Source organism: Aeromonas sp. PI_26, assembly GCF_027854445.1.
Classification (GTDB): Bacteria; Pseudomonadota; Gammaproteobacteria; order Enterobacterales; family Aeromonadaceae; genus Aeromonas; species Aeromonas veronii.
Window position 1 is genome coordinate 1 of sequence record NZ_JAJNOE010000021.1, and the last position, 25,051, is coordinate 25,051.

The 25,051-nt window shown below is 55.9% G+C and carries 20 protein-coding genes; 9 read left to right on the forward strand and 11 right to left on the reverse strand.

The window, feature by feature from the left end:
* Positions 1–77: 77 nt before the first annotated feature.
* On the reverse strand, positions 78–512 hold the full coding sequence (locus tag LRL22_RS18225; RefSeq protein WP_005336982.1) for a YccF domain-containing protein: 435 nt from the start codon (positions 510–512) through the stop codon (positions 78–80).
* A 441-nt stretch (positions 513–953) separates the two neighbouring features.
* Between LRL22_RS18225 and tig the strand changes: the two genes are divergently transcribed.
* From tig to ppiD, 6 genes are all read left to right on the forward strand, one after another.
* Complete coding sequence (gene tig, locus LRL22_RS18230) at positions 954–2,264, forward strand: trigger factor (RefSeq protein ID WP_005345092.1); 1,311 nt, start codon at positions 954–956, stop codon at positions 2,262–2,264.
* Between the two features lie 86 nt (positions 2,265–2,350).
* Complete coding sequence (clpP, locus tag LRL22_RS18235; protein WP_005336979.1) at positions 2,351–2,974, forward strand: ATP-dependent Clp endopeptidase proteolytic subunit ClpP; 624 nt, start codon at positions 2,351–2,353, stop codon at positions 2,972–2,974.
* A 70-nt stretch (positions 2,975–3,044) separates the two neighbouring features.
* Positions 3,045–4,319: an ATP-dependent protease ATP-binding subunit ClpX gene (gene clpX / locus LRL22_RS18240; RefSeq protein ID WP_005336977.1), complete on the forward strand. Its 1,275-nt coding sequence runs from the start codon at positions 3,045–3,047 to the stop codon at positions 4,317–4,319.
* A 141-nt stretch (positions 4,320–4,460) separates the two neighbouring features.
* Positions 4,461–6,815: an endopeptidase La gene (gene lon, locus LRL22_RS18245; protein WP_100653595.1), complete on the forward strand. Its 2,355-nt coding sequence runs from the start codon at positions 4,461–4,463 to the stop codon at positions 6,813–6,815.
* Between the two features lie 240 nt (positions 6,816–7,055).
* The gene (gene hupB / locus LRL22_RS18250) at positions 7,056–7,328 is read left to right on the forward strand and encodes a nucleoid-associated protein HU-beta (protein WP_005315375.1); all 273 of its coding nucleotides are present in this window, start codon (positions 7,056–7,058) and stop codon (positions 7,326–7,328) included.
* A gap of 150 nt (positions 7,329–7,478) precedes the next feature.
* Positions 7,479–9,392, forward strand: a complete 1,914-nt coding sequence (gene ppiD / locus LRL22_RS18255; RefSeq protein WP_058057477.1) for a peptidylprolyl isomerase — start codon at positions 7,479–7,481, stop codon at positions 9,390–9,392.
* A 246-nt stretch (positions 9,393–9,638) separates the two neighbouring features.
* On the opposite strand, the gene LRL22_RS18260 is transcribed toward ppiD, so the two are convergent.
* From LRL22_RS18260 to LRL22_RS18280, 5 genes are all read right to left on the reverse strand, one after another.
* The gene (locus LRL22_RS18260) at positions 9,639–11,231 is read right to left on the reverse strand and encodes an ABC-F family ATPase (RefSeq protein ID WP_040068106.1); all 1,593 of its coding nucleotides are present in this window, start codon (positions 11,229–11,231) and stop codon (positions 9,639–9,641) included.
* Positions 11,232–11,398: 167 nt separating this feature from the next.
* A complete protein-coding gene (locus LRL22_RS18265) occupies positions 11,399–13,051 on the reverse strand; it encodes a cation acetate symporter (protein WP_270906045.1) in 1,653 nt (550 codons plus the stop codon).
* On the reverse strand, positions 13,048–13,359 hold the full coding sequence (locus tag LRL22_RS18270; RefSeq protein ID WP_040068110.1) for a DUF485 domain-containing protein: 312 nt from the start codon (positions 13,357–13,359) through the stop codon (positions 13,048–13,050). The genes LRL22_RS18265 and LRL22_RS18270 overlap by 4 nt, the downstream gene beginning before the upstream one ends.
* A gap of 105 nt (positions 13,360–13,464) precedes the next feature.
* Complete coding sequence (locus tag LRL22_RS18275; RefSeq protein WP_268011762.1) at positions 13,465–14,091, reverse strand: 3'-5' exonuclease; 627 nt, start codon at positions 14,089–14,091, stop codon at positions 13,465–13,467.
* 2 nt (positions 14,092–14,093) lie between these two features.
* Positions 14,094–15,881: a putative nucleotidyltransferase substrate binding domain-containing protein gene (locus LRL22_RS18280; protein ID WP_270906046.1), complete on the reverse strand. Its 1,788-nt coding sequence runs from the start codon at positions 15,879–15,881 to the stop codon at positions 14,094–14,096.
* A 168-nt stretch (positions 15,882–16,049) separates the two neighbouring features.
* Between LRL22_RS18280 and LRL22_RS18285 the strand changes: the two genes are divergently transcribed.
* Positions 16,050–16,856: a crotonase/enoyl-CoA hydratase family protein gene (locus tag LRL22_RS18285; protein ID WP_181497357.1), complete on the forward strand. Its 807-nt coding sequence runs from the start codon at positions 16,050–16,052 to the stop codon at positions 16,854–16,856.
* A 71-nt stretch (positions 16,857–16,927) separates the two neighbouring features.
* On the opposite strand, the gene LRL22_RS18290 is transcribed toward LRL22_RS18285, so the two are convergent.
* Entirely contained in the window at positions 16,928–18,427 is a 1,500-nt protein-coding gene (locus LRL22_RS18290; protein WP_005360093.1) for an alanine/glycine:cation symporter family protein, read from the reverse strand.
* Between the two features lie 349 nt (positions 18,428–18,776).
* On the opposite strand from LRL22_RS18290, the gene LRL22_RS18295 reads away from it, so the two are divergent.
* Both LRL22_RS18295 and LRL22_RS18300 read left to right on the forward strand, forming a co-directional pair.
* Positions 18,777–19,214 (forward strand): GNAT family N-acetyltransferase, encoded by a 438-nt coding sequence (locus LRL22_RS18295; protein WP_270906047.1) that lies wholly within the window; start codon positions 18,777–18,779, stop codon positions 19,212–19,214.
* Between the two features lie 76 nt (positions 19,215–19,290).
* Positions 19,291–20,076: a zinc-dependent peptidase gene (locus tag LRL22_RS18300; protein WP_270906068.1), complete on the forward strand. Its 786-nt coding sequence runs from the start codon at positions 19,291–19,293 to the stop codon at positions 20,074–20,076.
* Between the two features lie 330 nt (positions 20,077–20,406).
* Here the strand turns inward: LRL22_RS18300 and LRL22_RS18305 are convergent, their stop codons facing one another.
* From LRL22_RS18305 to LRL22_RS18320, 4 genes are all read right to left on the reverse strand, one after another.
* The gene (locus LRL22_RS18305) at positions 20,407–21,396 is read right to left on the reverse strand and encodes a DUF4435 domain-containing protein (RefSeq protein WP_270906048.1); all 990 of its coding nucleotides are present in this window, start codon (positions 21,394–21,396) and stop codon (positions 20,407–20,409) included.
* A gap of 11 nt (positions 21,397–21,407) precedes the next feature.
* Positions 21,408–22,484 carry an AAA family ATPase gene (locus tag LRL22_RS18310; protein WP_270906049.1) on the reverse strand — a complete coding sequence of 359 codons (1,077 nt, stop codon included), beginning with the start codon at positions 22,482–22,484 and terminating at the stop codon, positions 21,408–21,410.
* 598 nt (positions 22,485–23,082) lie between these two features.
* A complete protein-coding gene (locus LRL22_RS18315; protein ID WP_265784103.1) occupies positions 23,083–23,361 on the reverse strand; it encodes an acetate uptake transporter in 279 nt (92 codons plus the stop codon).
* 266 nt (positions 23,362–23,627) lie between these two features.
* A complete protein-coding gene (locus LRL22_RS18320; protein WP_270906050.1) occupies positions 23,628–25,034 on the reverse strand; it encodes an FAD-dependent oxidoreductase in 1,407 nt (468 codons plus the stop codon).
* Between the last annotated feature and the right edge of the window lie 17 nt (positions 25,035–25,051).

Consider the following 25,051-nt stretch of genomic DNA (forward strand, 5'->3'; position numbering starts at 1 on the left):
AGAGAATAAAAAAGGGCAGACCCTAGTCTGCCCTTTTTTTCGTTGCAGGGCAGCGTCTGCCCGCGCATTTCCCGTGTTTAGCGGATATAGCGGCCCGATTCCGCCTCCTGATTGGTCACAATCATCTGGCCGATGGGCGCCAGACTGATGAGTGCCAGCTTGAGGTGCTGGATACCGAACGGGATACCGATAATGGTCACGAAGCAGGCCAGCGCGGAAGCGATGTGGCCGATGGCCAGCCAGACACCGATCAGCACAAACCAGAGGATGTTGCCAATCAGCCCCAGAGTGCCGGTGCCGATATCGCTCTGGCCAGTCATGGTCTTGCGATTAACGGCCTGCTTGCCAAACGGGAAGAAGGTAAAGGTGCCGATCACGAAGCAGGCACGTCCCCAGGGGATGCCGACCAGCGAGATAAAGCAGACAAGACCGGCCAGCCACCAGGCCAGGCCCATAAAGACACCTCCCAGTACAAACCAGAGCAGATTGAACAAGAAGCGGAAAAAGGCCATGTGAGTGACTCCAGATCATCAATTTGGTTGCCACCATAACGAGGGAGGGGTAGGGACGCAATGGTTGATTGGCCCAATCGCCATTTGGCTGGAAAAATTGAGTCGCCGCCCGCAACGGTGGGCTGTTTTTCGGTGAAAGATGGGCAATAAAGCGGCGTTCGGATGAAAAAAGGTGAACAAACGCAAAATTATTGCCATCGGATAGTTGAAGTCGGGCACCTCTCTCCCCATATAAAGGGCAGTTTTGCACGAATTGTGCTTGCACGCCGCTCAATGTGGGGGATGTGTGGCTCGACTCGACCAAAGTGCGCCGCTATAATGCCGCGTCATATTTTCTCATCACAAAGACATATCGTTGTCTTTATAAACAGGAAGACTCCGGGCTTTGCCCAGGGGCAATAAAGGGTCAGCACACAGTGCTGAGTTGAACGAGGTAGAAGAATGCAAGTTTCTGTAGAGACAACCCAGGGTCTGGAACGCCGTCTTACCATCACTGTACCGGCCGCTACCGTAGACGCCGCTGTGCGTAAAGAATTGAATGGCCTGGCCAAAACTCGTCGCATCGACGGTTTCCGTCCTGGCAAGGCTCCGGTTGCCATCATCAAGAAGATGTTCGGCGCCATGGCTCACGCCCGCGTTGCTGATGAAATGATGCAGAGCAACTTCATCAAAGCCATTATCGAAAACAAACTGAGCCCGGCCGGTGCCCCGACCATGGATCCGAAAGAGATCAAAGAAGGTCAGGATTTTGAATTCACCGCCACTTTCGAAGTGTATCCGGAGTTCGAAGTTGCAGGTCTTGAGACCATCAAGGTCGAGAAGCCGGTTGCGACCGTGAAGGATGAAGATCTGGCCAACATGATCGACACCCTGCGCAAGCAGCACGCTACTTGGGCTGATGCCGATGTTGCTGCTGCCAATGGCATGCGTGTGACCATGGACTTCGTCGGTTCCATCGACGGTGAAGAGTTCGACGGCGGCAAAGCTGAAGGCTTCAACCTGGTCCTGGGCGCTGGCCGTATGATCCCGGGCTTCGAAGACGCCATCCTGGGCAAGAAAGCGGGCGACGAGTTCACCATCGAAGTGACCTTCCCGGCTGACTACCACGCTGAAAACCTGAAAGGCAAAGAAGCCAAGTTCGCTTCCAAGCTGATCAAGGTTGAAGAGCAGATCCTGCCTGAGCTGACCGAAGAGTTCGTGAAGCGTTTCGGTATCGAAAGCGGTTCTGTTGAAGAGCTGAAAGCCGAAGTGCGCAAGAACATGGAACGCGAACTGGCTCAAGCCCTGAAAAACAGCGTGAAAGAGCAGGTTCTGAACGGTCTGGTTGAAGCCAACCAAATCGACCTGCCGAAAGCAGCTGTTGCTCAAGAGATCGACGCACTGCGTCAGCAGGCTCTGCAGCGCTTCGGTGGTTTCCAGGGCGGCAACGCTCCCGAGCTGCCGGCTGAACTGTTCCAGGCTCAAGCCGAGCGTCGTGTACGTGTAGGCCTGCTGCTGGGGGACGTGATCCGCACCAACGAGATCAAGGCTGACGATGCCCGTGTAAACAGCATCATCGAGTCCATGGCGACTGCCTACGAAGATCCGAAGGAAGTGATCGAGTACTACCAGAAGAACGAACAGATGCTGAACGGCGTTCGTAACCTGGCAGTAGAAGATCAAGCCATCGACCTGATCCTGTCCAAAGCGCAAGTGACCGAAAAAGAAGTTGCCTTTGACGAAGTGATCAACAAGTCTGGCGCCGCTGCCTAAGAACATTTGACTTAAGGTCAAGACTGTTAAGTATAATGGCTCGTGTGATCTCCACTCGGGCCATTTTATTTTAGGGACAATGCCTTATGTACAAGAACTATAACGATATGACCGATTCTCCCAGCAATGCGCTGGTCCCCATCGTGGTCGAACAGACTGCCAAGGGTGAACGTTCCTACGATATTTACTCCCGTCTGCTGAAAGAGCGGGTGATCTTCCTGACCGGTCAGGTTGAAGATCACATGGCCAATCTGGTGGTTGCCCAACTGCTGTTCCTCGAGTCCGAGAATCCGGACAAGGACATCTATATCTACATCAACTCGCCGGGTGGTTCGGTGACTGCGGGCATGTCCATCTACGACACCATGCAGTTCATCAAGCCGGATGTCAGCACCGTCTGCATGGGGCAGGCCTGTTCCATGGGTGCCTTCCTGCTGGCTGGTGGCGCCAAGGGCAAGCGTTTCTGCCTGCCTAACGCCCGTGTGATGATCCACCAGCCGCTGGGTGGCTTCCAGGGGCAGGCATCTGATATCCAGATCCACGCCCAGGAGATCCTGAAGATTAAAAATACCCTGAACGAGCGCCTGGCGTTCCACACCGGTCAGGACATGGCTACTATCGAGCGTGACACCGATCGTGACAACTTCATGTCCGCCGAGCAGGCTGTGGCCTATGGCTTGGTAGACGGTGTCCTGAGCCAGCGTAGCTGAGCAGGGTGTCCCGGTCTGTTGTAAACTCAACAGGCCGATCCATCCTCTATTGATAAAACGAGGTTGCTGAATGACAGAAAAACGCAAGGGTGAGGGTGATAAGCTGCTCTACTGCTCTTTTTGCGGCAAAAGCCAGCATGAAGTGCGCAAGCTGATCGCTGGCCCTTCCGTCTACATATGTGATGAGTGTGTCGAGCTGTGCAACGACATCATCCGCGAAGAGATCCGCGAGATCTCGCCCAAGCGCGATGGTAACGAGCTGCCGACCCCTCATCAGATCCGCGCTCATCTCGATGACTATGTGATCGGGCAGGAGTACGCCAAGAAGGTGTTGGCTGTAGCCGTCTACAACCACTACAAGCGTCTGCGCAACAGCGGCGAAAACAGTGGTGTTGAGCTCGGCAAATCCAACATCCTGTTGATTGGCCCGACCGGTAGCGGTAAAACCCTGCTGGCCGAGACCCTGGCTCGTCTGCTGGATGTGCCGTTTACCATGGCCGATGCGACCACCCTGACCGAAGCCGGTTATGTGGGCGAGGATGTGGAGAACATCATCCAGAAGCTGCTGCAAAAGTGCGACTACGACGTAGAGAAGGCCCAGCGTGGCATCGTCTACATCGACGAGATCGACAAGATCTCCCGCAAGTCGGACAACCCCTCCATCACCCGCGACGTGTCCGGGGAAGGGGTACAGCAGGCACTGCTCAAGCTGATCGAAGGGACCATTGCTTCCGTACCACCGCAAGGCGGTCGCAAGCACCCGCAGCAGGAGTTCTTGCAGGTTGATACCTCCAAGATCCTCTTCATCTGTGGCGGTGCCTTTGCCGGTCTGGACAAGGTGATCGAGCAGCGTTCCGTGAAGGGAACCGGTATCGGTTTTGGCGCCGAGGTGAAATCCAAGGATGCCAAGGCTACTCTGAGCGAGACCTTCGCCAAGGTAGAGCCGGAAGATCTGATCAAGTATGGTCTGATCCCCGAGTTCATCGGCCGTCTGCCGGTGGTCGCGACCCTGACCGAGCTGGATGAGTCTGCGCTTATCCAGATCCTGAAAGAGCCGAAAAACGCGCTGACCAAACAGTACGCTGCGTTGTTCGACCTGGAAGGGGTCGAGCTGGAGTTCCGTGACGACGCACTCAACGCCATTGCTCGCAAGGCGATGGAGCGTAAAACCGGTGCTCGTGGTCTGCGTTCCATCGTGGAAGCCGTGCTGCTGGATACCATGTATGACCTGCCTTCTCTGGAAGGGGTCAGCAAGGTGGTGATCGACGAGACCGTGATCAAAGGGGACTCTGCGCCCTTGATGATCTACGAAAATCCCGAAACCCAGGCTGCTGCATCAGAGTAAATGTCTGATTTTTAATCAAATGGAAGGGGCTTTTTGCCCCTTTCATGCTTTTTACGGTTTCGGCGATTGAATCTCATCTCAGCGCCCCCATATACTCAGCCAAGCGCTTTGCCAACGGTATAACAAGCCGAGAGGACATATATGAACCTAGAGCGTTCAGAACGCATCGAGATTCCCGTCCTGCCTCTTCGTGACGTGGTGGTTTATCCCCACATGGTCATTCCACTCTTTGTGGGGCGGGAAAAATCCATTCGCTGTCTGGAAGCGGCCATGGAGCAGGACAAGAAAGTTCTGCTGGTGGCCCAGAAGGATGCGTCAACCGATGAGCCGACTGTGGAGGAGATCTTCACCGTCGGGACAGTGGCCAATATTCTGCAGATGCTCAAGCTGCCGGACGGCACCGTCAAGGTGCTGGTAGAGGGTGGGCAGCGTGCCCGCCTGGTGCGGATGATCGACGACAAGGATTTCTTTGTCTGCGAGGCTCAGTACATCCCCTCCCAAGCTATTGAGGAGAAGGATCAGGAAGTACTGGTTCGCTCCGCCATCGGCCAGTTTGAAGGCTATATCAAGCTCAACAAGAAGATCCCGCCCGAGGTACTGACCTCGATATCGGCGATCGACGATGCTGCGCGTCTGGCTGACACCATGGCGGCCCACATGCCGCTCAAGCTGGAAGACAAGCAGAAGGTGCTGGAGATCGTCTCGGTTTCCGAGCGCATCGAATTCCTGATGGCGATGATGGAGTCGGAAATTGACCTGCTGCAGGTCGAGAAGCGCATCCGTACTCGCGTCAAGAAGCAGATGGAAAAGAGCCAGCGCGAGTATTACCTCAACGAGCAGATGAAGGCCATCCAGAAAGAGCTGGGTGAGCTGGAAGATAGCCCGGATGAGTTTGAAGCCCTCAATCGCAAGATTGAAGAGGCTGGCATGCCGGAAGATGCCCGTGAAAAGGCCCAGGCCGAGCTTGCCAAGCTGAAGATGATGTCTCCCATGTCCGCCGAGGCTACCGTGGTTCGCAGCTATGTGGACTGGATGGTACAGGTGCCCTGGAAGGCGCGATCCAAGGTCAAGAAAGACCTTGGCAAGGCGCAAGAGGTGCTGGATGCCGATCACTATGGCCTTGAGAAGGTCAAGGATCGCATCCTCGAATATCTGGCGGTACAGGCACGGGTGAACAAGCTCAAGGGCCCCATCCTCTGTCTGGTTGGGCCTCCCGGTGTGGGCAAGACCTCGCTGGGCCAATCCATCGCCAAGGCGACAGGCCGCAAATATGTGCGGATGGCCCTCGGTGGGGTGCGTGACGAAGCGGAGATCCGCGGTCACCGCCGTACCTATATCGGTTCCATGCCTGGCAAGCTCATTCAGAAGATGGCGAAAGTCGGTGTGAAGAACCCGCTGTTCCTGCTCGACGAGATCGACAAGATGAGCTCGGACATGCGCGGCGATCCCGCATCCGCCTTGCTGGAAGTGCTGGATCCGGAACAGAACAACAGCTTCAACGATCACTATCTGGAAGTGGATTATGACCTGTCGGACGTCATGTTCGTGGCTACCTCCAACTCCATGAACATCCCGGGTCCCTTGCTGGACCGGATGGAAGTGATCCGCCTCTCCGGTTACACCGAAGATGAGAAGCTCAACATTGCCAAGCAGCATCTGGTTGCCAAGCAGATCCAGCGCAACGGCCTGAAAGAGTCCGAGATCACCATCGAAGATTCTGCCCTGGTCGGAGTGATCCGCTACTACACCCGCGAGGCGGGGGTGCGGAGTTTGGAGCGCGAGATCTCCAAGATTTGTCGCAAGGCGGTCAAGCGTATCCTGCTGGACAAGAGCATCAAGCATGTTCAGGTCAATCAGGAGAACCTCAAGGAGTTCCTCGGGGTGCAGCGTTTCGATTACGGCAAGGCCACCGACCAGAACCAGGTGGGTCAGGTGTGTGGTCTGGCGTGGACCGAAGTGGGGGGCGACCTGCTCACCATCGAGACCACCAACATGCCGGGCAAGGGCAAGCTCACTTATACCGGTTCTCTCGGCGACGTAATGCAGGAGTCCATCCAGGCGGCCATGACGGTCGTACGAGCCCGTGCCGAGAAGCTGCGCATCAATGCCGACTTCTACGAGAAGCGCGATATCCATGTGCACGTACCGGAAGGGGCAACCCCGAAAGATGGTCCGAGCGCCGGTATCGCCATGTGTACCGCCCTGGTCTCCAGCTTGACCGGTAATCCGGTTCGTGCTGATGTGGCGATGACAGGGGAGATCACCTTGCGCGGCGAAGTGCTGCCCATCGGTGGTCTCAAGGAGAAGTTGCTGGCAGCCCACCGTGGCGGCATCAAGCGAGTGCTTATTCCGAAAGAGAACGAGCGTGACCTTGAGGAGATCCCGGCAAACGTCAAACAAGACCTTGAAATTTATCCGGTTCGCTGGATTGACGAGGTGCTGGAACTGGCGTTGCAGGACAATCCACAGGGGTTTGAGCGCGTTTCTGTCGTGTAAATGTTGATGCGCCGCAAATTTGGCGCATTCGGCGGGTGGTTAAGGCTTGCATGCGCCCGATAACGGAAGTAGCCTTGACCACCGATCGGGTACTCGTGATGAGTCGCAATGCGTTGTGTGGCGCGGGTTTGCGCCAGATTGTCACTTGCAACTGATCAGGAGGCTTGCTATAAAACCTCCACTTGTTGTGGCCAGGGAAATCAGCGCCGCAGCGGTGTTTGATAAAAGGGGAATATAAGAGTGAATAAATCTCAACTGATTGACAAGATTGCAGACGGTGCCGATATCTCCAAAGCTGCCGCTGGCCGTGCGTTGGATGCCTTCATTGATGCTGTTGGTGAAGCGCTGAAAGAGGGTGACCAGGTTGCTCTGGTTGGTTTTGGTACTTTCGCTGTACGCGAGCGTGCTGCCCGTTCAGGCCGTAACCCGCAGACTGGCGCGACCATCGAAATCGCTGCTGGTAAAGTTCCTGCCTTCAAAGCCGGTAAGGCCCTGAAAGACGCTGTTAACTAAGTCGGTCGCTGATATCCGTCGGCTACCGTCCTTGGTCGCAGACCAGACAAGTTAGAGAGTCTTCTCTCATACTGATTGACCAAGGCGCATCGCAATCGGTGCGCCTTTTTATTGTTTACGCCCATCGAGTTCGGGAGCATAAGTACAAACATGATGTTGGATAAACTACGCGAAGGGGCGCAGGGCAAGGTAGCCAAGGTTATCTTGGGCCTGATCATCCTCTCCTTTGCCTTGGCTGGTGTAGGTAGTTACCTGAACGGCCCGGCCCGTACCGCCCCCGCCACCGTCAATGGCACCGAGATCAGTGCTGCGGCACTGGAAAATGCCTACCGTAACGAGCGCGCCCGCATGGAATCCCAGATGGGAGAGGCATTCAGCCAGTTGGCCGCGAACCCCGATTACATGAAACAGTTCCGCCGTGGCGTACTGGATCGCCTGATCGATCAGGCGCTGCTGGACAGCAAGGCCCGTGAACTGGGTCTGCGCATCAGTGACGAACAGATCAAGCAAGCCATCGTGGCCATGCCGGAGTTTGCCGAGAACGGCAAGTTCAACAATGATCGCTATCTGCAGCTGATCCGTCGTGCCGGCATGACTCCTGAAATGTTCCGTGACTCCCTGCGTCAGGACATGGTGCGTCAACAGTTGATGAGCGCTCTGCTGGGCACCGAATTCTCCCTCAAGGGTGAAGCGGAGCAGCTCGACAAGCTTTACAACCAGACTCGCGATCTGCGTCTGGTACGTCTGGCTGCCGCCAACTACATGGCTGATGTTCAGGTCTCCGACAACGAGCTGGAGCAGTACTACAAGACCAATGGCGCCCGTTTCATGAACGACGAGCAGGTCAAGGTCGACTATCTGCTGCTGGACGCCGCCAACCTCGCCAAGGATATCAAGGTCACCGAGCAGGATGCCCAGGATTACTACGATCAGCACCAGGATCTGTTCCAGCGTGCCGAGCGTCGCCATGTGGCTCACATCCTGATCCCGTTTGGCAAGGATGAGAAAGCGGCCGAGCAGAAAGCAGAAGCCGTGCTTGCCAAAGCCAAGGCGGGTGATGATTTCGCTGCGCTGGCCAAGGCTGACTCTTCCGATACCTTCTCTGCCAAAAAAGGCGGCGAGCTGGACTGGTTCGAGAAAGGGGTGATGGATCCGGCCTTCGAGAAAGCCGCGTTCGCCCTGAACAAGGCTGGCGATCTCTCCGGCGTGGTGAAGAGCCCGTTCGGTTTCCACATCATCAAGCTGCTGGGGGTTGAAGCAGCCCAGACCAAGCCGTTTGCCGATGTGAAAGAAGAGACCATCACTCGTCTGCAAGCTGACAAGGCCAAGGAGAAGTTCTTCGCCGAGCAGCAGAAGATGGCTGACAACAGCTTCGAAAACCCGGATTCGCTGGATCTGACCGCTGATGCCATGGGGATGAAGGTTCAATCTTCCGATTTCTTCACCCAGGCGACTGCTCCGGCTCCGCTGAACGATCCCAAGGTGCTCTCCGTGGCGTTCTCCGAACAGCTGCGCGATGACAATACCAACTCCGACGTGATCGAGCTGGCTGACGGCAAGGCGCTGGTGCTGCACATCACTGGTCACAAGCCCAAAGCGGTCAAGCCGCTGGCCGAGGTGAAAGAGCAGGTGATTGCCGCCATCAAGCATGACAAGGCTAGCGAAGTGGCACGTGGCAAGGCCCAGGGCCTGCTGGACAAGCTGAAGGTCGGTGAGAGTATCACCGCCGATCTGACTGCACTCGGTCTGAAAGTGGAGACCCACAAAGGGGTTGCCCGCTTCGATCGCGAGCTGGATCAGAACCTGATTGCCCAGGCGTTCACACTGCCCCATCCGATCGATGGCAAGCCGAGCGTGGCTCTGGTTGCCGAGACCAATGGTGACCGCGTTGTGGTTGCGCTGGACAAGGTCAACGTCCCTGCCGCCGCATCCGGTATGGCCGCCATGCTGCAAGCTCAGCTGGGTCAGGGCAAAGCCCAGGTTGATTACAAGTCTCTGATCGACGAGTTGCGCAAAGCGGCCAAGATCGAGTACTTCACCAGTGTGGAAGCGACCGTCGAGTAATCGGCACTGCGCAATCCATTGAAAACGGCTCCTTGATGGAGCCGTTTTTTATCTGTGAGCTAGAGGGGGGATACTCAAGCTCTGCTCTCTGCTCTCTGCTCTCTGCTCTCTGCTCTCTGCTCTCTGCTCTGTGGCGTGTAGTCACATCACTGCTATACGCCGCCATCTCAATCGTCTAAATACGGAATATAAAAAAACCGGCACGTGTGTGCCGGTTTTTCATTGCGAACTTACGCAGGAGTGGGGTTATACCACGCCCTGGGTGCGCAGGTAATCCTCGTAGGTGCCGCCGAAGTCGCGGATACCATCTTCGGTCAGTTCCAGGATACGGGTCGCCAGGGAGGAGACGAACTCGCGGTCGTGGGAGACGAAGATCAGGGTCCCCTGGTAGAGCTCCAGTGCCATGTTCAAGGATTCGATGGATTCCATGTCCAGGTGGTTGGTTGGCTCATCCATGATCAGGATGTTGGGGCGCTGCATCATCAGCTTGCCGAACAGCATGCGACCCTGTTCACCACCGGAGAGCACCTTGACCGGCTTCTTGATGTCGTCCTGAGAGAAGAGCAGACGGCCCAGTATGGAGCGTACAGCCTGCTCGTCTTCGTTCTCCTGTTTCCACTGGGCCATCCAGTCGAACACGTTGAGATCAGTGTCGAAGTCTTCGGCGTGATCCTGAGCGTAGTAACCGATCTGGGCGTTCTCGGACCACTTGATGGTGCCGGTATCCGGAGCCAGTGCGCCGACAAGGGTCTTGATCAGAGTGGATTTACCGATACCGTTGGTACCCAGAATGGCGACCTTCTCGCCCACTTCCATCATCATGTTGAGGCCCTTGAACAGGGGACCGTCGCCATAACCCTTGGATACACCTTCCACTTCCAGGATGTTGCGATAGAGCTTTTTGTCCTGCTCGAAGCGGATGAAGGGGTTCTGGCGGCTGGAGACCTTGACGTCCTCAATCTTGATCTTGTCGATCTGCTTGAGACGGGAGGTCGCCTGACGGGACTTGGAGGCGTTGGCGCTGAAACGGGAGACGAAGGATTGCAGATCGGCGATCTGGGCCTTCTTCTTGGCGTTGTCGGCCAGCAGACGCTCGCGCGCCTGGGTGGCGGCCAGCATGTAGTCGTCGTAGTTGCCCGGATAGACGCGCAGCTCGCCGTAGTCCAGATCCGCCATGTGGGTACAGACGGAGTTCAGGAAGTGACGGTCGTGAGAGATGATGATCATGGTGCTTTCACGTTCGTTGAGCACCTGCTCCAGCCAGCGAATGGTGTTGATATCCAGGTTGTTGGTCGGCTCGTCCAGCAGCAGGATGTCAGGGTTGGAGAAGAGGGCCTGTGCCAGCAGCACCCGCAGTTTCCAGCCAGGGGCCACTTCGCTCATCGGGCCGTTGTGCTGCTCGAGCGGAATGCCGACACCCAGCAGCAGCTCGCCTGCGCGCGCTTCGGCGGTGTAGCCGTCATATTCGGCGACCAGACCTTCCAGCTCGGCGGCCTTCATATAGTCTTCGTCGGTGGCTTCGAGGTTGGCGTAGATGGCATCGCGCTCGGCGATGGCTGCCCACAACTCGGTGTGGCCCATCATGACTACGTCCAGTACGCGCATATCTTCGTAGGCGAACTGATCCTGACGCAGCTTACCGATGCGCTCGTTGACGTCCAGGCTCACATTACCGCCAGTGGGCTCCAGATCACCACCGAGGATCTTCATAAAGGTGGACTTGCCACAGCCGTTGGCGCCGATAAGGCCATAGCGGTTGCCGCCGCCAAACTTGACGTTGATGTTCTCAAACAGCGGCTTGGCGCCGAACTGCATGGTGATATTGTTGCTGCTTAACAAGGTATGTGTCCCGATTGGTCTGTCAAATGGCGCGCATTATGGCACAGATCCCCCGAAAGTTTTAGCGAGAAGTGTGATCTTGATCGGGGCAAGCGGGGCATGCAGCCGATTGATGGGCAATAAAAAAAGCCGGCGCGAAGCCGGCTTGGAAGGATGAATTTGAACTGTTAGTGGGAGGTAGCGCCAGAGGCCCCCAGCCCGGTTTGGGAGCGAACGAACTGCGGCAGGAACTTGGCATGCTCGTCGGCGGCGTTCTGGGAGCTGTCGGTGATGGAGAAGAACCAGATCCCGATGAAGGCCAAACCCATGGAGAAGAGGGCCGGGTATTCGTAGGGGAAGATGGCCTGGGCATGGCCCAGCACTTTCACCCACACGGTCGGGCCCAGGACCATCAGGGTTACTGCGCTCGCCAGTCCCAGCCAGCCACCGTAGACGGCGCCACGGGTGGTCAGGCGTGACCAGAACATGGAGAGGAACAGCACCGGGAAGTTGCAGCTGGCGGCGATTGAGAAAGCCAGACCCACCATGAAGGCGATGTTCTGCTTCTCGAACAGGATCCCCAGACCAATGGCAACTACGCCCAGCACCAGAGTCGTCATCTTGGAGACACGCAGTTCATCGGTCTCGTTAGCCTTGCCCTTCTTCAACACGCTGGCATAGAGGTCATGGGAGACCGCAGAGGCACCGGCCAGGGTCAATCCGGCGACTACCGCCAGAATGGTGGCAAATGCCACGGCAGAGATGAAGCCGAGGAACAGACTTCCACCCACTGCATCAGCCAGGTGGACGGCTGCCATGTTGGTGCCGCCCAGCAGGGCGCCGGTGGCATCCTTGAAGGCCGGATTGGTGCTGACCAGCAGGATGGCGCCAAAACCGATGATGAAGGTGAGAATGTAGAAGTAACCGATAAAGCCAGTGGCGTAGAACACCGATTTACGCGCCTCTTTGGCATCGCTCACAGTGAAGAAGCGCATCAGGATGTGGGGCAGGCCGGCGGTACCGAACATCAATGCCAGACCGAGCGAGATGGCGGAGATGGGGTCGGAGACCAGCCCGCCCGGGCTCATGATGGCGGAGCCTTTCTCGTGCACTTTGACCGCTTCGCTAAACAGGGCGCCGATGTCGAAGTTGACTGACTTCATCACCATGATGGCCATAAAGCTAGCACCGGAGAGCAGCATCACTGCCTTGATGATCTGCACCCAGGTTGTGGCCAGCATGCCGCCAAACAGCACGTAGAGCACCATCAGGATACCGACCAGCACCACGGCCACATGGTATTGCAGGCCAAACAGCAGCTCGATCAGTTTGCCGGCACCGACCATCTGGGCGATCAGATAGAGGGCGACCACCACCAGCGAACCACAGGCGGAGAGGGTACGCACTTCAGTCTGCTTGAGACGATAGGAGGCGACATCGGCAAAGGTATATTTGCCGAGGTTGCGCAGCCGTTCGGCGATCAGGAACAGAATGATGGGCCAGCCCACCAGAAAACCTATGGAGTAAATCAGGCCATCGTAGCCGGAGGTGTAGACCAGCGCGGAGATCCCGAGGAAGGAGGCGGCGGACATATAGTCACCGGCGATGGCCAGACCGTTCTGGAAGCCGGTGATACGGCCACCGGCCGCATAGTAGTCGGAAGCCGAGCGGTTGCGCTTGGAGGCCCAGTAGGTGATGAACAGGGTAGCGGCCACAAACACCAGAAACATCACGATGGCGGCGACATTAAGGGGCTGACGCTCCACGGCGCCAGAGATTGCATCGGCCGCCAGCAGGGGAGAGGAGGCCAGTGAGGTCAACAGCAGCAACTTGCCTTTCATGATTGCACCCCTTTGAGGATCTTCTGGTTCAGTTCATCAAACTCGCCGTTGGCGCGAAAGACATAGACGCCGGTCAACACGAAGGAGGAGAGGATCAATCCTACCCCGACAGGAATGCCGCGAGTAATGGTCGACCCTTCGCTCAAGGGGGTGCCCAGCCAACCGGGGGCAAAGGCGATGAGCAGAATAAACGCCAGGTAGAGTCCCAGCATCAGAGCCGAGAGGGCCCAGGCAAAACGCTGGCGCTTGGCGACCAGCTCCTGGAAGTTGGGATCTTGCTGGATCCTCAGATAGCTTTGCTGTTCCATTGCAGTTCTCCATGACATGAGTGTCAGCGGTGGATGGGGTAACCCCGACGAGCAGGTAATCTGCTCATGTAAGCAAAATGTGAATTAAATGTTATTTCTCGACAATTAGACTTTGGGATAAGTGAGCGGCGAGCCGCAGGTCAGGCGCAGGTAGATGAGCGCGGCCGTGGTGGCATCGGCAAGGGCATCGTGGGCGGGCAGGGATGGCAGTTCAAGGTGGCTACAGATGGCACTCAAGTGGAGGTCAATGGCCGCATCGGGATAGCGGCGATAGAGGTGGTCGTGATAGAGCTGGCTCACCTCGATCCCTCGCTGGGGCAGGGTCAATCCCCACAATTTCTGGCAGGCGAGATTGAGAATGCGCAGGTCGTAGGCGATGTGATAGCCCACCAGTTCACGGGGGCCGATAAAGTGAAGCAGCAGGCGCAGCGCGGCTTCCAGCTCCATCCCCTGTTGCAGATCCTGATGGCGCAGACCGTGGATCACCACAGATTGGCTGGTCAGGCTGGCCGGTGGCTGTACCTTGATGGCTAGGGCCTCGCCGGTCAGCAGCCGGTTACCCTGAATGCGCACCGCCCCGATGGAGACGATCTCGGCCTGCTCGGGATCGAGACTGGTGGTCTCGAAATCGAGGGCGATCCGTTCATCTTCCGGTGGGGTGGCAAAGAGCGGCGCGAACTCGCCCGTGCGGAACGTGCGGCCATACCAGTAGCGTCGAACGCGGCTCAACATGGCTATTGTCTCAGACGAAAGTGCAATGTGAGCCACTGCTGGAACTTCTTCACCTGATGTAGCGCCTGGCGCAGCAGATCCCGCTCACTGTGGCTAAGCTCGCTTGTCTGCACCCGACTATTGCCCCCCTTGAGCTGGCTGCGCAGCCTCAGCCGGATAAAGAGCCGAAACGCCTCTGCCAGATTGCTGCCATAGTCGGTACTGAGCCGCTCGGCGGCCACCAGCGCATCGATGCGTCCCAGGGTCGAGGTCTCCAGAATGCCTGCCTCAATGGCCAGCATGCGGATACCGTGCACCAGCGGGAACAAGCCGCCCCGCTTCAGATCCAGCCCTTCCGGTGGCTGCTCCAGCCGGCCAAACAGGGTGAGGGGGGCATGAAAGGCCACTGCCGGTCGCACCATCTCCGCCAGCAGGTCCCGTCTGTCCGCCAACTGCTCGCGCAGCGCTCTGGCAACCGGCAGATGGAGCTGTCGATCCCCCGCGATGGGGTGAGCATCGGCCAGGGTGGCGAGCCAGAGTAGCTCATCCTCTTTTGCCGTGGTGCAGGCGCTGGCAATGGCGCTTTGCCACTCGCTGCCTGTTTTTACCCAGGCCGGATTGTTCACCATCACCTGCCCGGGGCACAGCGGGTAGCCGAGGCGCTCCAGCAGGGCGCTGAATTCGGCCAGATCGGCTGCCTGGGTGGGCCATGCCAGCCCCTCTGGCAGGATCAGGGCGTTGTCCTGATCGGTTTTGAGGATCTGTTCGCCGCGCCCCTCCGAGCCCAGCATCAGCAGGCAGACCTTATCCTGCACCTCGGGGGGGATCACCAGCGCAAAGGCTTTGGCGATCAGCTGTTCGTTGATGGTGGCGATGAGCTTCATCAAAAAGGCGGTGTGGATCCCCTGTGCAAACAGCGAGCGGGTCAATTGCTGCTGCTCGCGGGCCACCGCCTCCAGTGCCGGCAGGCTGTCGGCGCGGGCAATGCGCAGGGTCAGTACGTGGGAGTGGGTCGAGAAGAGCCCCAGCACCTGAGTCAGTTGCAAGATGCCCGCCACTTCGTTGCCACGCCACACCACCAGTCGCTTGATGCGATGGCGGGTCATCAGCAGCAGGGCATCAAACAGATAGCTCTCCAGCGGCAGACCAATCAGCGGCGTGGGGGTCAGCACCGAGAGGGGGGCCGTCAGCGGCAATCCCTTGAGGGTCAGGGCGTGGAGCAAGGTCTTGCGGGTCGCCAGCGTGAGGGAGCCGTCGTGGGCCGGGTAGAGCAGGCAATCGGTCCCTTTGCTCACCATGGCTTCGGTCGCCGCGAGCAGTGACAGCTTGCTGTCGACGATAAGCGGTGCCTGCAGGTGGCCCGGTTCGATGCGGGTCAGGATAAACTCCGCCAGATTCTTCTGCCCCAGTTGTTCGCGTTGCTCCTGCTGGCGTTGGCGCTCGGCCAGATTGGCGGTGAAGTAGCTGGCAAACTGCGAGTCCTGCTCACAGAGCGCCAGAAAGGTGTGGCGAGGGATGAGCTGACAGAGGCTATCTTCTAGCGCGGTGAAGCGGTGGCGGCAGCGGCCGTCAAACTGGGCGCGCACATCGAACAGGTCATCGACCCCGTAATCACCAAACTGGTGGTGAGGGGCAGACTCTTCCACCGCCCCCTTGATGATGAGATAGAGGCCGGGAGGCTCGTCCCCCTCTTTTAGCAGGAGCTCCCCGGCCCGAAAATAGCAGAGCGAGAGGTGACGGGAGAGCCGTTCGCGCGCCTCCTCGCCCAGTCGGTCGAACGGTGGTCTGGCAAAATTGAACAGGGTTGACATGACAGCGTCCTCTGCTGGCTTGCGGCACTCATGCAGCTCCCAGTGTGACAAAGGGAGGGGGAGGCGACCAGCCGACTTTAGTCTCAGCTGTACCGCCTGTTCACACTCTGATAACGTGGTGGTATGACCAGTGAGTCAGTTTCAGGAATCAAGGAGAGGACAAGGGAGATGGAAAAACCAAGGGTCAAGTGCGAGATCCACGACGGGATTGCCGAAGTGATGCTGACGCGGGGGGACAAACTCAATGCGCTGGACCGCGCCATGTTCAGTGCCATCGATGAGACATTGACACAGCTCGCCCGGCACAAGGGGCTGCGGGCGGTGATCCTGCATGGCGAGGGGCGGGCTTTCTGCGCCGGGCTGGATGTGAAATCCATGCTGAGACAGCCGGTAGCGGCGCTCGATATTCTCAAGCGTGAAGCGGACGAAGCGACCAATTTGGCCCAGCGGGTTGCCTATGGTTGGCACCAGCTGCCGGTGCCGGTGATTGCGGTGACCCAGGGAGTCTGTTTTGGCGGTGGCTTGCAGATTGCGCTCGGCGCCGATTTTCGCTTCAGTACCCCCGATTGCCGCTTCTCGGTGATGGAGATCAAGTGGGGGATCATTCCCGACATGAGTGGCAGCGTCACCATGCGCAACTTGATGGGAGTGGATACCGCCATGGAGCTGGCCATGAGCGGGCGCGAGCTGGATGCCGTCGAGGCCAAATCCCTCGGGCTGGTGAGCCGGGTCTGCGCCGATCCGCTGGTGGAGGCGCGAGAGTTTGCCCGCACCCTTATCACCAAGTCGCCGGATGCACTGGCGGGGATCAAGCAGCTCTACAGCCAGGCCTGGGCCCGCAGCGATGAGGCGATGCTCAAAGAGGAGACTCGGTTGCAGAAGCAGATCCTGGGGCGACCCAATCAGTGGCGGGCCACCCTTAACAGCCTGTTTCGCTGGCGGCTGCCCTTCGGGCCGCGCCGCAATCCGCTCTGAGATGAGGTGACAGGAAAAAGAAATGGCAGCCGAGGCTGCCATTTTTTATTGATGTCTTATGTCGTTCTGGTTCAGGAGGTCTTGCGATCCTGATCCGGCTCGAACTGATGGCCCGATTTCTCCCGCTCCAGGTTCTCTTCGGAGCGTTTGCCCACCCAGTAATCGGCGTTCTTGATGCCGAGCTTCTCCGGGTGGAATACGGGGTCAATACCTTGTGCTTGCTGCGCTTCATAATCCTTCAGACAGGTGAAGGCGGTCTTTTGCAGCAGCAGGATGGCGATGATGTTTAGCCATGCCATTAGGCCGACTCCGATATCACCCATGCCCCATGCCAGATCCGCCGTCTTGACGGTGCCGTAGACAGTGGCAGCCATCAGCGCAATCTTCAGCAAGAAGGTGAGCCAGGGGCGATTAATCTTGCGGTTGATGTAGGCGATGTTGGTTTCGGCGATGTAGTAGTAGGCAACGATGGTGGTGAACGCGAAGAAGAACAGCGCGATGGCCACGAAAATGCTGCCAAAGCCCGGCATCATGCTCTCCATAGCGGTCTGCACATAGCCCGGGCCTGCTGCGATACCGGCAATACCCGTGTAGATGGCGGCGCCGTCCGGCCCTTGTACGTTATAGAGGCCGGTGATCAGCAGCATAAAGCCGGTGGCGGAGCAGACGAACAGGGTGTCGATATAGACGGAGAACGCCTGCACCAGACCCTGCTTGGCCGGGTGACTCACTGCCGCAGCAGAAGAGGCGTGCGGCCCGGTACCCTGACCCGCTTCGTTGGAGTAGACCCCGCGCTTCACGCCCCACATGATGGCCAGACCCAGAATGGCACCGAAACCGGCATCCAGACCGAAGGCGCTCTTCCAGATCAGCAGGATCACGCCCGGCAGCTGGCCGATATTGAGGGCGATGATGACGCAAGCCACGATGATGTAGCCCAGCGCCATAAAGGGCACCACGGTACTGGCGAAGCTGGCGATACGCTTGACGCCACCGAAGATAATAAAGCCGAGCAGCAGCGCCAGACCGGCGGCGGTGACGTTCGGATCGATATTAAAGGCGGTCTGCAGGCTGGAGCCGATGGAGTTGGCCTGCACGCCCGGCAGCAGTACGCCGCAGGCGAAGACGGTAGCAATGGCGAAGGTCCAGGCGTACCACTTCATGCCAAGCCCTTTCTCGATGTAGAAGGCCGGGCCGCCGCGGTATTCACCGTTGATCTTCTCTTTGTAAACCTGACCCAGGGTGGACTCCACGAAAGCAGAGCTGGCGCCGAGGAAGGCGACCATCCACATCCAGAACAGGGCGCCCGGACCACCGAAGGTGATGGCGGTGGCCACACCGGCGATGTTACCGGTACCCACACGACCGGCCAGGGTCATGGCCAGTGCCTGGAAGGAGGAGACACCGGCATCTGTGCTCTTGCCATCAAACATCAGGCGCACCATCTCTTTGATATGACGCAGTTGCAAAAAACGGGTGCGCAGGGAGAAGTAAAGACCGACCCCCAGACACAGGTAGATGAGCGCAGGGCTCCAGATTACACCATTGATGGCATTGACGATTTCATTCATGTACAACAACTCCTTTGTTGTGTTTGTGGCGCTGTCTTGGCGAGATCTTGGCCTCGCTCTCTGTCACTGTTAGGGGCTCATTTGTTAACAGTCTGAGGTAAGCAAACGAGGGTGGCTCCGAGTGGTTTGGCAGGGCGCAAACCCGCGCCATGCATGGGAGGTAACATATCGAGTTGCATCCATTCTTCCCAGCTAAAAATGTTGTCTTGTTGCAAATTTGTGAATTGACAAGGGTGGGGGGATAATGGCAGGCAGCGTTTTCTATGAGTAAAGATGAGATCCTCCTTGTTGATCTGCGCCGGACAATGTGACGGGCGTAACACAATGGAAAGCAAACATGAGGCCAACAATGAAAAATGATCCTGAGACGTTGACGATCCGTCCCACTGAGGTCGACGACGGGAGTTCCATCGCCCACCTGTTCACCCAATTGGGGTATCCTGCCGAAGGCGCTGACGTGACGGCGCGCCTGTTGGCGCCGGATCCCGCGAGCGTTGTGCTGCTCGCATCCCTGGCCGACAAGGTGGTCGGCGTGCTGGTGTGGCACAAGCTGGCACCGCTGCATGTTGCACCAGCTTGGGGCCTGATCTCGGCGCTGGTTGTCGATGAAGGGGCAAGAGGGGCGGGAGTGGGCGCAGCCTTGCTCAAAGGAGCAGAAGCGATGGCGCGGGCCGCAGGTTGCGCCCAGCTGGAGCTATCCAGCAGCCTCAAGCGCGAGGCGGCCCACCGTTTTTATCTGGCGCAGGATTATCAGGAGCGGCCGAAACGGTTCGTCAAACTGTTGTGACCTGTTGTTTGCATCAAAAGAAGGAGTAGGCGTGCTGGGATGGTTCAAATGGCTGGGTGGTCGCCCGCAAACGCCCATGAGTGAGGATGAGTTGGCGCTGTGGCGTCAGGCGCTGGCGGCAGTGCCCATCTTGCAAGGGCTCAGCGACACCGAGCAGACAACGCTTATCGGCTTGGGGCAACAGCTGCTCAAGCGCAAGACCCTGACCCTGATCGGGGTCGAGCTCAGCCCACGCCAACAGGCGGTGCTGGCGCTACAGGCGGCGTTGCCCATTCTTCATCTCGGTATCGACTGGTATCGCGGCTTTCACGAAATCATCATCATTCCCGAACCCGTCACCCGGCGTCAGGAGGTGCAGGATGAGTTCGGGCTGGTGAGCGAGTTTGAAGAGGAGAACGCTGGTGAATCCTGGCCGCAAGGGCCGCTGGTGCTGGCCTGGAGCGAACTGCAGCAGGATGGTGACTGGGACGGCTTTAATCTGGTGATCCACGAGCTGGCTCACAAGCTCGACATGCTGGGCGGTGAGGCGGACGGCGCGCCGCCGTTGCCTGGGCCGATGAGCAGCCAGCTGTGGCAACAGGCCTTTCAGAGCGCCTTCGATGCGCTCTGCCAGCAGCTTGATCGGGACGAGGTAACCGCCATCGATCCCTATGCGGCCGAACATCCTGCCGAATTTTTTGCCGTCAGCTGCGAGTGTTTCTTTACCGATCCGCTGCGGCTGCAGCAGGTCTATCCCGCGGTATACCGGCAACTGAGCCAGTTCTTTAGCCAGGATCCCGCACTGCGTTTCCCCGTGACCCGCTTGCTGGCGGGGGAGGGTGTTGCAGGATCCCGGGCTATCAATACAAATCACCCACTGTAAAACAGTGAAAAAACACCATTAATATCGTTTTTTTTAGCCATATGCCCAGAGTTGGTGGACTCTGGGCATATGGTTTTGCTGTACTCTGATTTTGGCAAAAAACTTGTTACACGAGGCCGACAGGTGGGAGCGGATGAGTGCGGATTTCGTGCTGTGGCTCGAACAGTATCTTTTTGTTTTATATATTAAAAATATTTTTTTGCTTTGCTTTTAGAAGAAACTAGATGGTAGTGTATGAATATGAATTATTAAATTACCATTTGATGAATAAAAGTATAACGGAAAATTACAGCGTCAGAGAGTAATTAGTCTGACGCTGTATGATAAAAATCATATGTTTATACTTCTGACGTGGTCACATATCTTATTGTATATGGTGTCATCTTCAGTATGAGGAACACAGTTGATTAGAGTGTGAAAGTTACACTTCTCTTTAAAGTGGCCTCTAACTTCTCTTATCCTAGTCTCAATATCTTTTGCTTCAAAAGATTTTTTTATGCGAACTGACTCTCTAGCAATTAAATCTTGTCTTATATAATTTACAATGGGGATGACCATTTTATCCTCTACATCATGCCCTTTTATAAATTTATAACAATTCTCTGAATTCATCCCTCTGTAATGTGATAACTCACAAAATACAGTGAAGGATTGAGCATCAACTATTAATGGGGAAAGTAGTAAGTCAATCTCTGATACGAGATTTTTTACAGAGGAAAAGTCATTGTTTGCGTAGCAGTTAACTATATCGCTGGGTATTAACATTTGATGTAGTTCATCCTCAGGAAAAGGTAGTTCTGCACCGACATTCATCAAATAAAAATACTTTAGCAGCACCTCATATATTATAGATGAGTAGGTTTTCATAAACGTTGTTAATGTATAGTGATTAGGTTCAAAAAAACAGATTTTACCTAAACACTTATCGACTCTAATATGATCAAGTTTTATGTTTTCGATGGCATAAGCAAAAGTTTGTAATACATACTTATTTGAGTTTATTTTCTTTGCTATATCACTCCTGTTTGGAGATATATAGTCAAAATCACTATCAATAGCGACTAAAGCGGCTTCATTCGCCGTAGTATAAAGATCCTCAAGAATGCTTTTTCCTCTAGGCTCGCTTTTCCCTTCTTGCTTCCCTTTAAATTTAAAGAAATACTTTCCTTTTGCACACTTCGTTAATATTGAGTCCCAGAACTCTTTATCGGCCTCACTTTCTATATATACGAATCCACTTGCATCCTTTTCTGCAGATTCCATAGTTGCATAGGCCTTAACATAGTTCCTATTAGTAAAGTAATTTTTGGTATCAGACATTTGTAGTCCGCTCACTTTGATAATGTTGTTATTTCTTGTACGTCAACAAGACAATCCATCCATCCTTGCATAACAACTGCCGGTGAATGTGTGGCGATTACAAGCTGGCATCGGTCATTTAATTTTTGAATCTCAGAAATGAGCATCTCTTGCCATTTAAGATGTAGAGATATCTCTGGTTCATCCAAAATGAATATAGTGTCTTTATCTGCGCAGTTGACAATTTTTATCAAAATTAACAACAGTTGTTTTTCACCAGAAGACAGTGATGTAAGATTAATTGGTTTTTCAAACTGAGAAATTAAGAAACTACCATCATTATTTATTTTGAATGATTTGTCATTATCGGAGAAAAAATTGTTAACACAAAGACTAAACTTATTAACGATTTCAAAGTTAGTGCTAAATACGTCTTTCACCCTTTGTCTATTAAATGCTTTTGTACCATCAGCTAGTTCTGTAGCAGATTTGTGACTTAATGACAGTAGTTTTTTGGTTAGTGTGGTGATTTCTTTTTTAATTTCAAAATCCAATTGTGTATACACGTCGTCACTAACACTATCATATTCTTGCTTTGACATGATCATCATGTCAAACGTGGAGACATACTCTACATTTAAAGTTTTCTTTATTTCTTCCGGTGAATGCACTTCAATTAATGGTTCCAGCTCTTTCTCTAGAGGCAGCGAGTTTAGAGTTTGAAGGTTTGCATTATTGATAAATTCAATTGCATTCTTTATAAGATCTTTCTTTTCTTTTTCGGCATCAATTGCTTCAAGTCTGACTGCCAAGCCAGACATCATTTTTCTCAGGTTTGCGAGTTCAGTCTCATTGATTCTGTTTTTTAATATTTCACATGAACGGCCATCAGAAAGCTCGACCTTCGCGTAAGCTATTTTTTTGATGTCTAGGTTTTTATCTTTTCCGTTTAAAATACAGTCGATAACTCTTAAAATTGTACTTTTCCCTGAGCCATTCTTTCCAACAAGGACACTCACTTGGTTATTAATTTTCCAATCTATTTGTTTGAAGCCAAATAAATCTTTTACTATTACCCTTTCGAGGAAGGGGGGAGGTAGCTTCTCCATTGTCAACTCCTCAGACAAAAATTAATAAAATCATACTACATAGATGGCATCATGTATAGCTTGTTGGGGTTAAGGCCGTTTTAGCTATTGGTCTCATTTCATATAAACAGCTGGTGATAATTAAGATGTCTGTAACACTAATTAGTGTGCCCCTAATGTAATAATCAGGCTGTCTATTATTTTTTATGATTTCAGCATTTGACAATGTTAGGCTCGTACAGTTATTAACAGAGCTCCAAGAAGTGCAGTAGACGTTGCTTGAGGTCACCTTGTGCATCCCCTCCACCGTGCCCGCTGCGGGCGTCTCCGCCACTTTGCGACGGTCAACGCGATCTTGCCTGCAGCAAAGTCCACAAAGGCCCACAAACCGGCTCACCTGTTTCCTGAGCTTGTAGTTAATGCATTGTTATGGTCGTTCTGAAGTGGCTAAAAGAGGTCAATAAAGGGGAGAGGATAACGAGGGGGCGGCAATATCCAAGGCAGAGGACATCCGGCTGTGCGGCGGAAAAGGGAGCGTGTGTGCGCAGGTAGATCCGCTTTGCGAAATAGCAAAAAGGCACCCGAGGGTGCCTTTTTCACAATCTGAGTGGCTTGCCCATCAGGCTGCGGCTTTCAGCTGTACGGCGGCGGCTTTCTTGTGATCGCCGATCGGCATCACGGTGCGGCCGAACTGCTCGTTGATCACGGTGGCCATGGCCAGGTAGATGGCGCTGGCGCCACAGATGATGCCTTCGAAACCGGCGATGGTGCCGATCAGGGTGCTGCCGGTGAAGTCACGGGCGGCCAGCAGGAAGAACATCTCGTATGTTGGGCTAAAAAGGTAGGTTGGTGCTGAACGAAGTGAAGCCCAACGTTTACCGTGAAATATGCTTGTCAATCAGTCTTATGGCTTAGCCACATCCTTGTTTATTCCGCCCTGGTTGGCGTAATCATGCTCGCCTGTTGGGCTTCGCTACGCTCTGCGCCATCCTACAAATCACGCTATCTCCATCCTGCCGCCGCTGGGATCAATCAGCTGATCACGCTTGGCGATAATGCCCCCTCAGATTTCACCTGTAAAAATGCCGACCCTCGGGTCGGCAGTTTCAAGAAATAGGGTGTGGGGCGAAACAGTATGAGAAATTGTTGCCCTCTATCGCCGGGCTATTTATCCGCCTTGCCCGCCGCATCGGCAAGTTTGGCCAGCTGTTTGTCATACCAGGCCACCGGACGGTTCTCATCTTCCGCCCGCTCCTTGCGCCGTATGGCATTGCGTACCGCCATGGCCCCCAACCAGCGGAATGGCTCTGGCGGGAAGTAGCCGCGCGGGCCGCTTACCAGGGCGCAGTCGCGCCACGGCTTGTCCTCCTCCCGCACTTCATCGCGCACCAAAGCCGCCAGGATTTGGCCGCCGATCCAGCTTTGCGCCACCCCGTTGCCGGAGTAACCGAGGCCATAGACGATATTGGGCTGCCCTCGCCAGTGGCCGAAGAAGGGAAGGCCATCCACCGAGCGGTCGGAGGCGCCGCACCAGCTGGCGGCGATGGGCACCTCTTTAAGCGCCGGAAAGAAGCGGCGCAGGGTGCGGGTGAGGGGGGCAAGATAGCGGCTCGGCGCATCGAACTCGGCTAGATGGCGGTTGGCAAAGGCGAAGGTGTTGCCCCCCTTGCCCAGCATCAGCCGTCCTTGCGGGGTGGAGCGGTAGTAATGCACAAAGGTGCGGCCATCCACCACGGAGCGGCCGTGCGCAAGCTGCTGGGCGGCCAGTGCATCCGGCGCGGGGTCGGTGATCACCATATCGGAGGAGACCAGCACGATACTGCGGCGAAACTCGCGAAAGTGCGCCACCATGGCGCTGTTGAGGGCCAGCACCACTTTGCGGGCGCGCACCTCACCCTGCGGCGTTTGCACCCGTGCTGGCTGGCCCGCCTCAAGGCGCTGCATGGGAGAGTGCTCATAAACCTCGACCCCCAGTTCCCGCGCTACCCGCAGCAGGCCGCGCACCAAGAGCGCCGGTTGCACCGAGCCCGCGTGGGGGCTGTAGAGCCCCTCCAGATGAACGTGGGAGCCGCTCTGGCTCGCCAGTTCACCCTCCGCAATCGCCTGCCACTGGTTAAGGTCGGCTCGCTGTAGCTCCCGCAATACCGGCTCCATCAGGCCGCGCTGGGCCTCGCTGGTGGCGGTGTAGCAGGTGCCCTCGACCCTCAGCTCTGCCTCTATGTTGTGCGTTTCGCAGAAGCGGGCGATCTCGTGTACCGCCTGCTCGGATCTTTGTACCAGCCAGGCAGCCTGCTGCTCGCCAAACAGGCGTTTTAAGGTCAGGTATTTGGCCGACCAGGTGAGCAGGCAGCCGCCGTTGCGCCCGGAGGCGCCGCTGCCGCAGCGATCTTTTTCCAGCACCATGATGCGTAAGGCAGGCTCGGTCTGTTTAAGGGCGATGGCGCTCCATAGCCCGGTAAAACCGCCACCGACGATGCAGACATCGGCCTCGTGGTTGCCGACTAGGGGCGTGGGCGGCGCGGGTTGTTCGGCGGCGAGCGCTTCGGCCAGCCAGAAGGGGAGAGTGGACATGATGACTCCTCGATAAG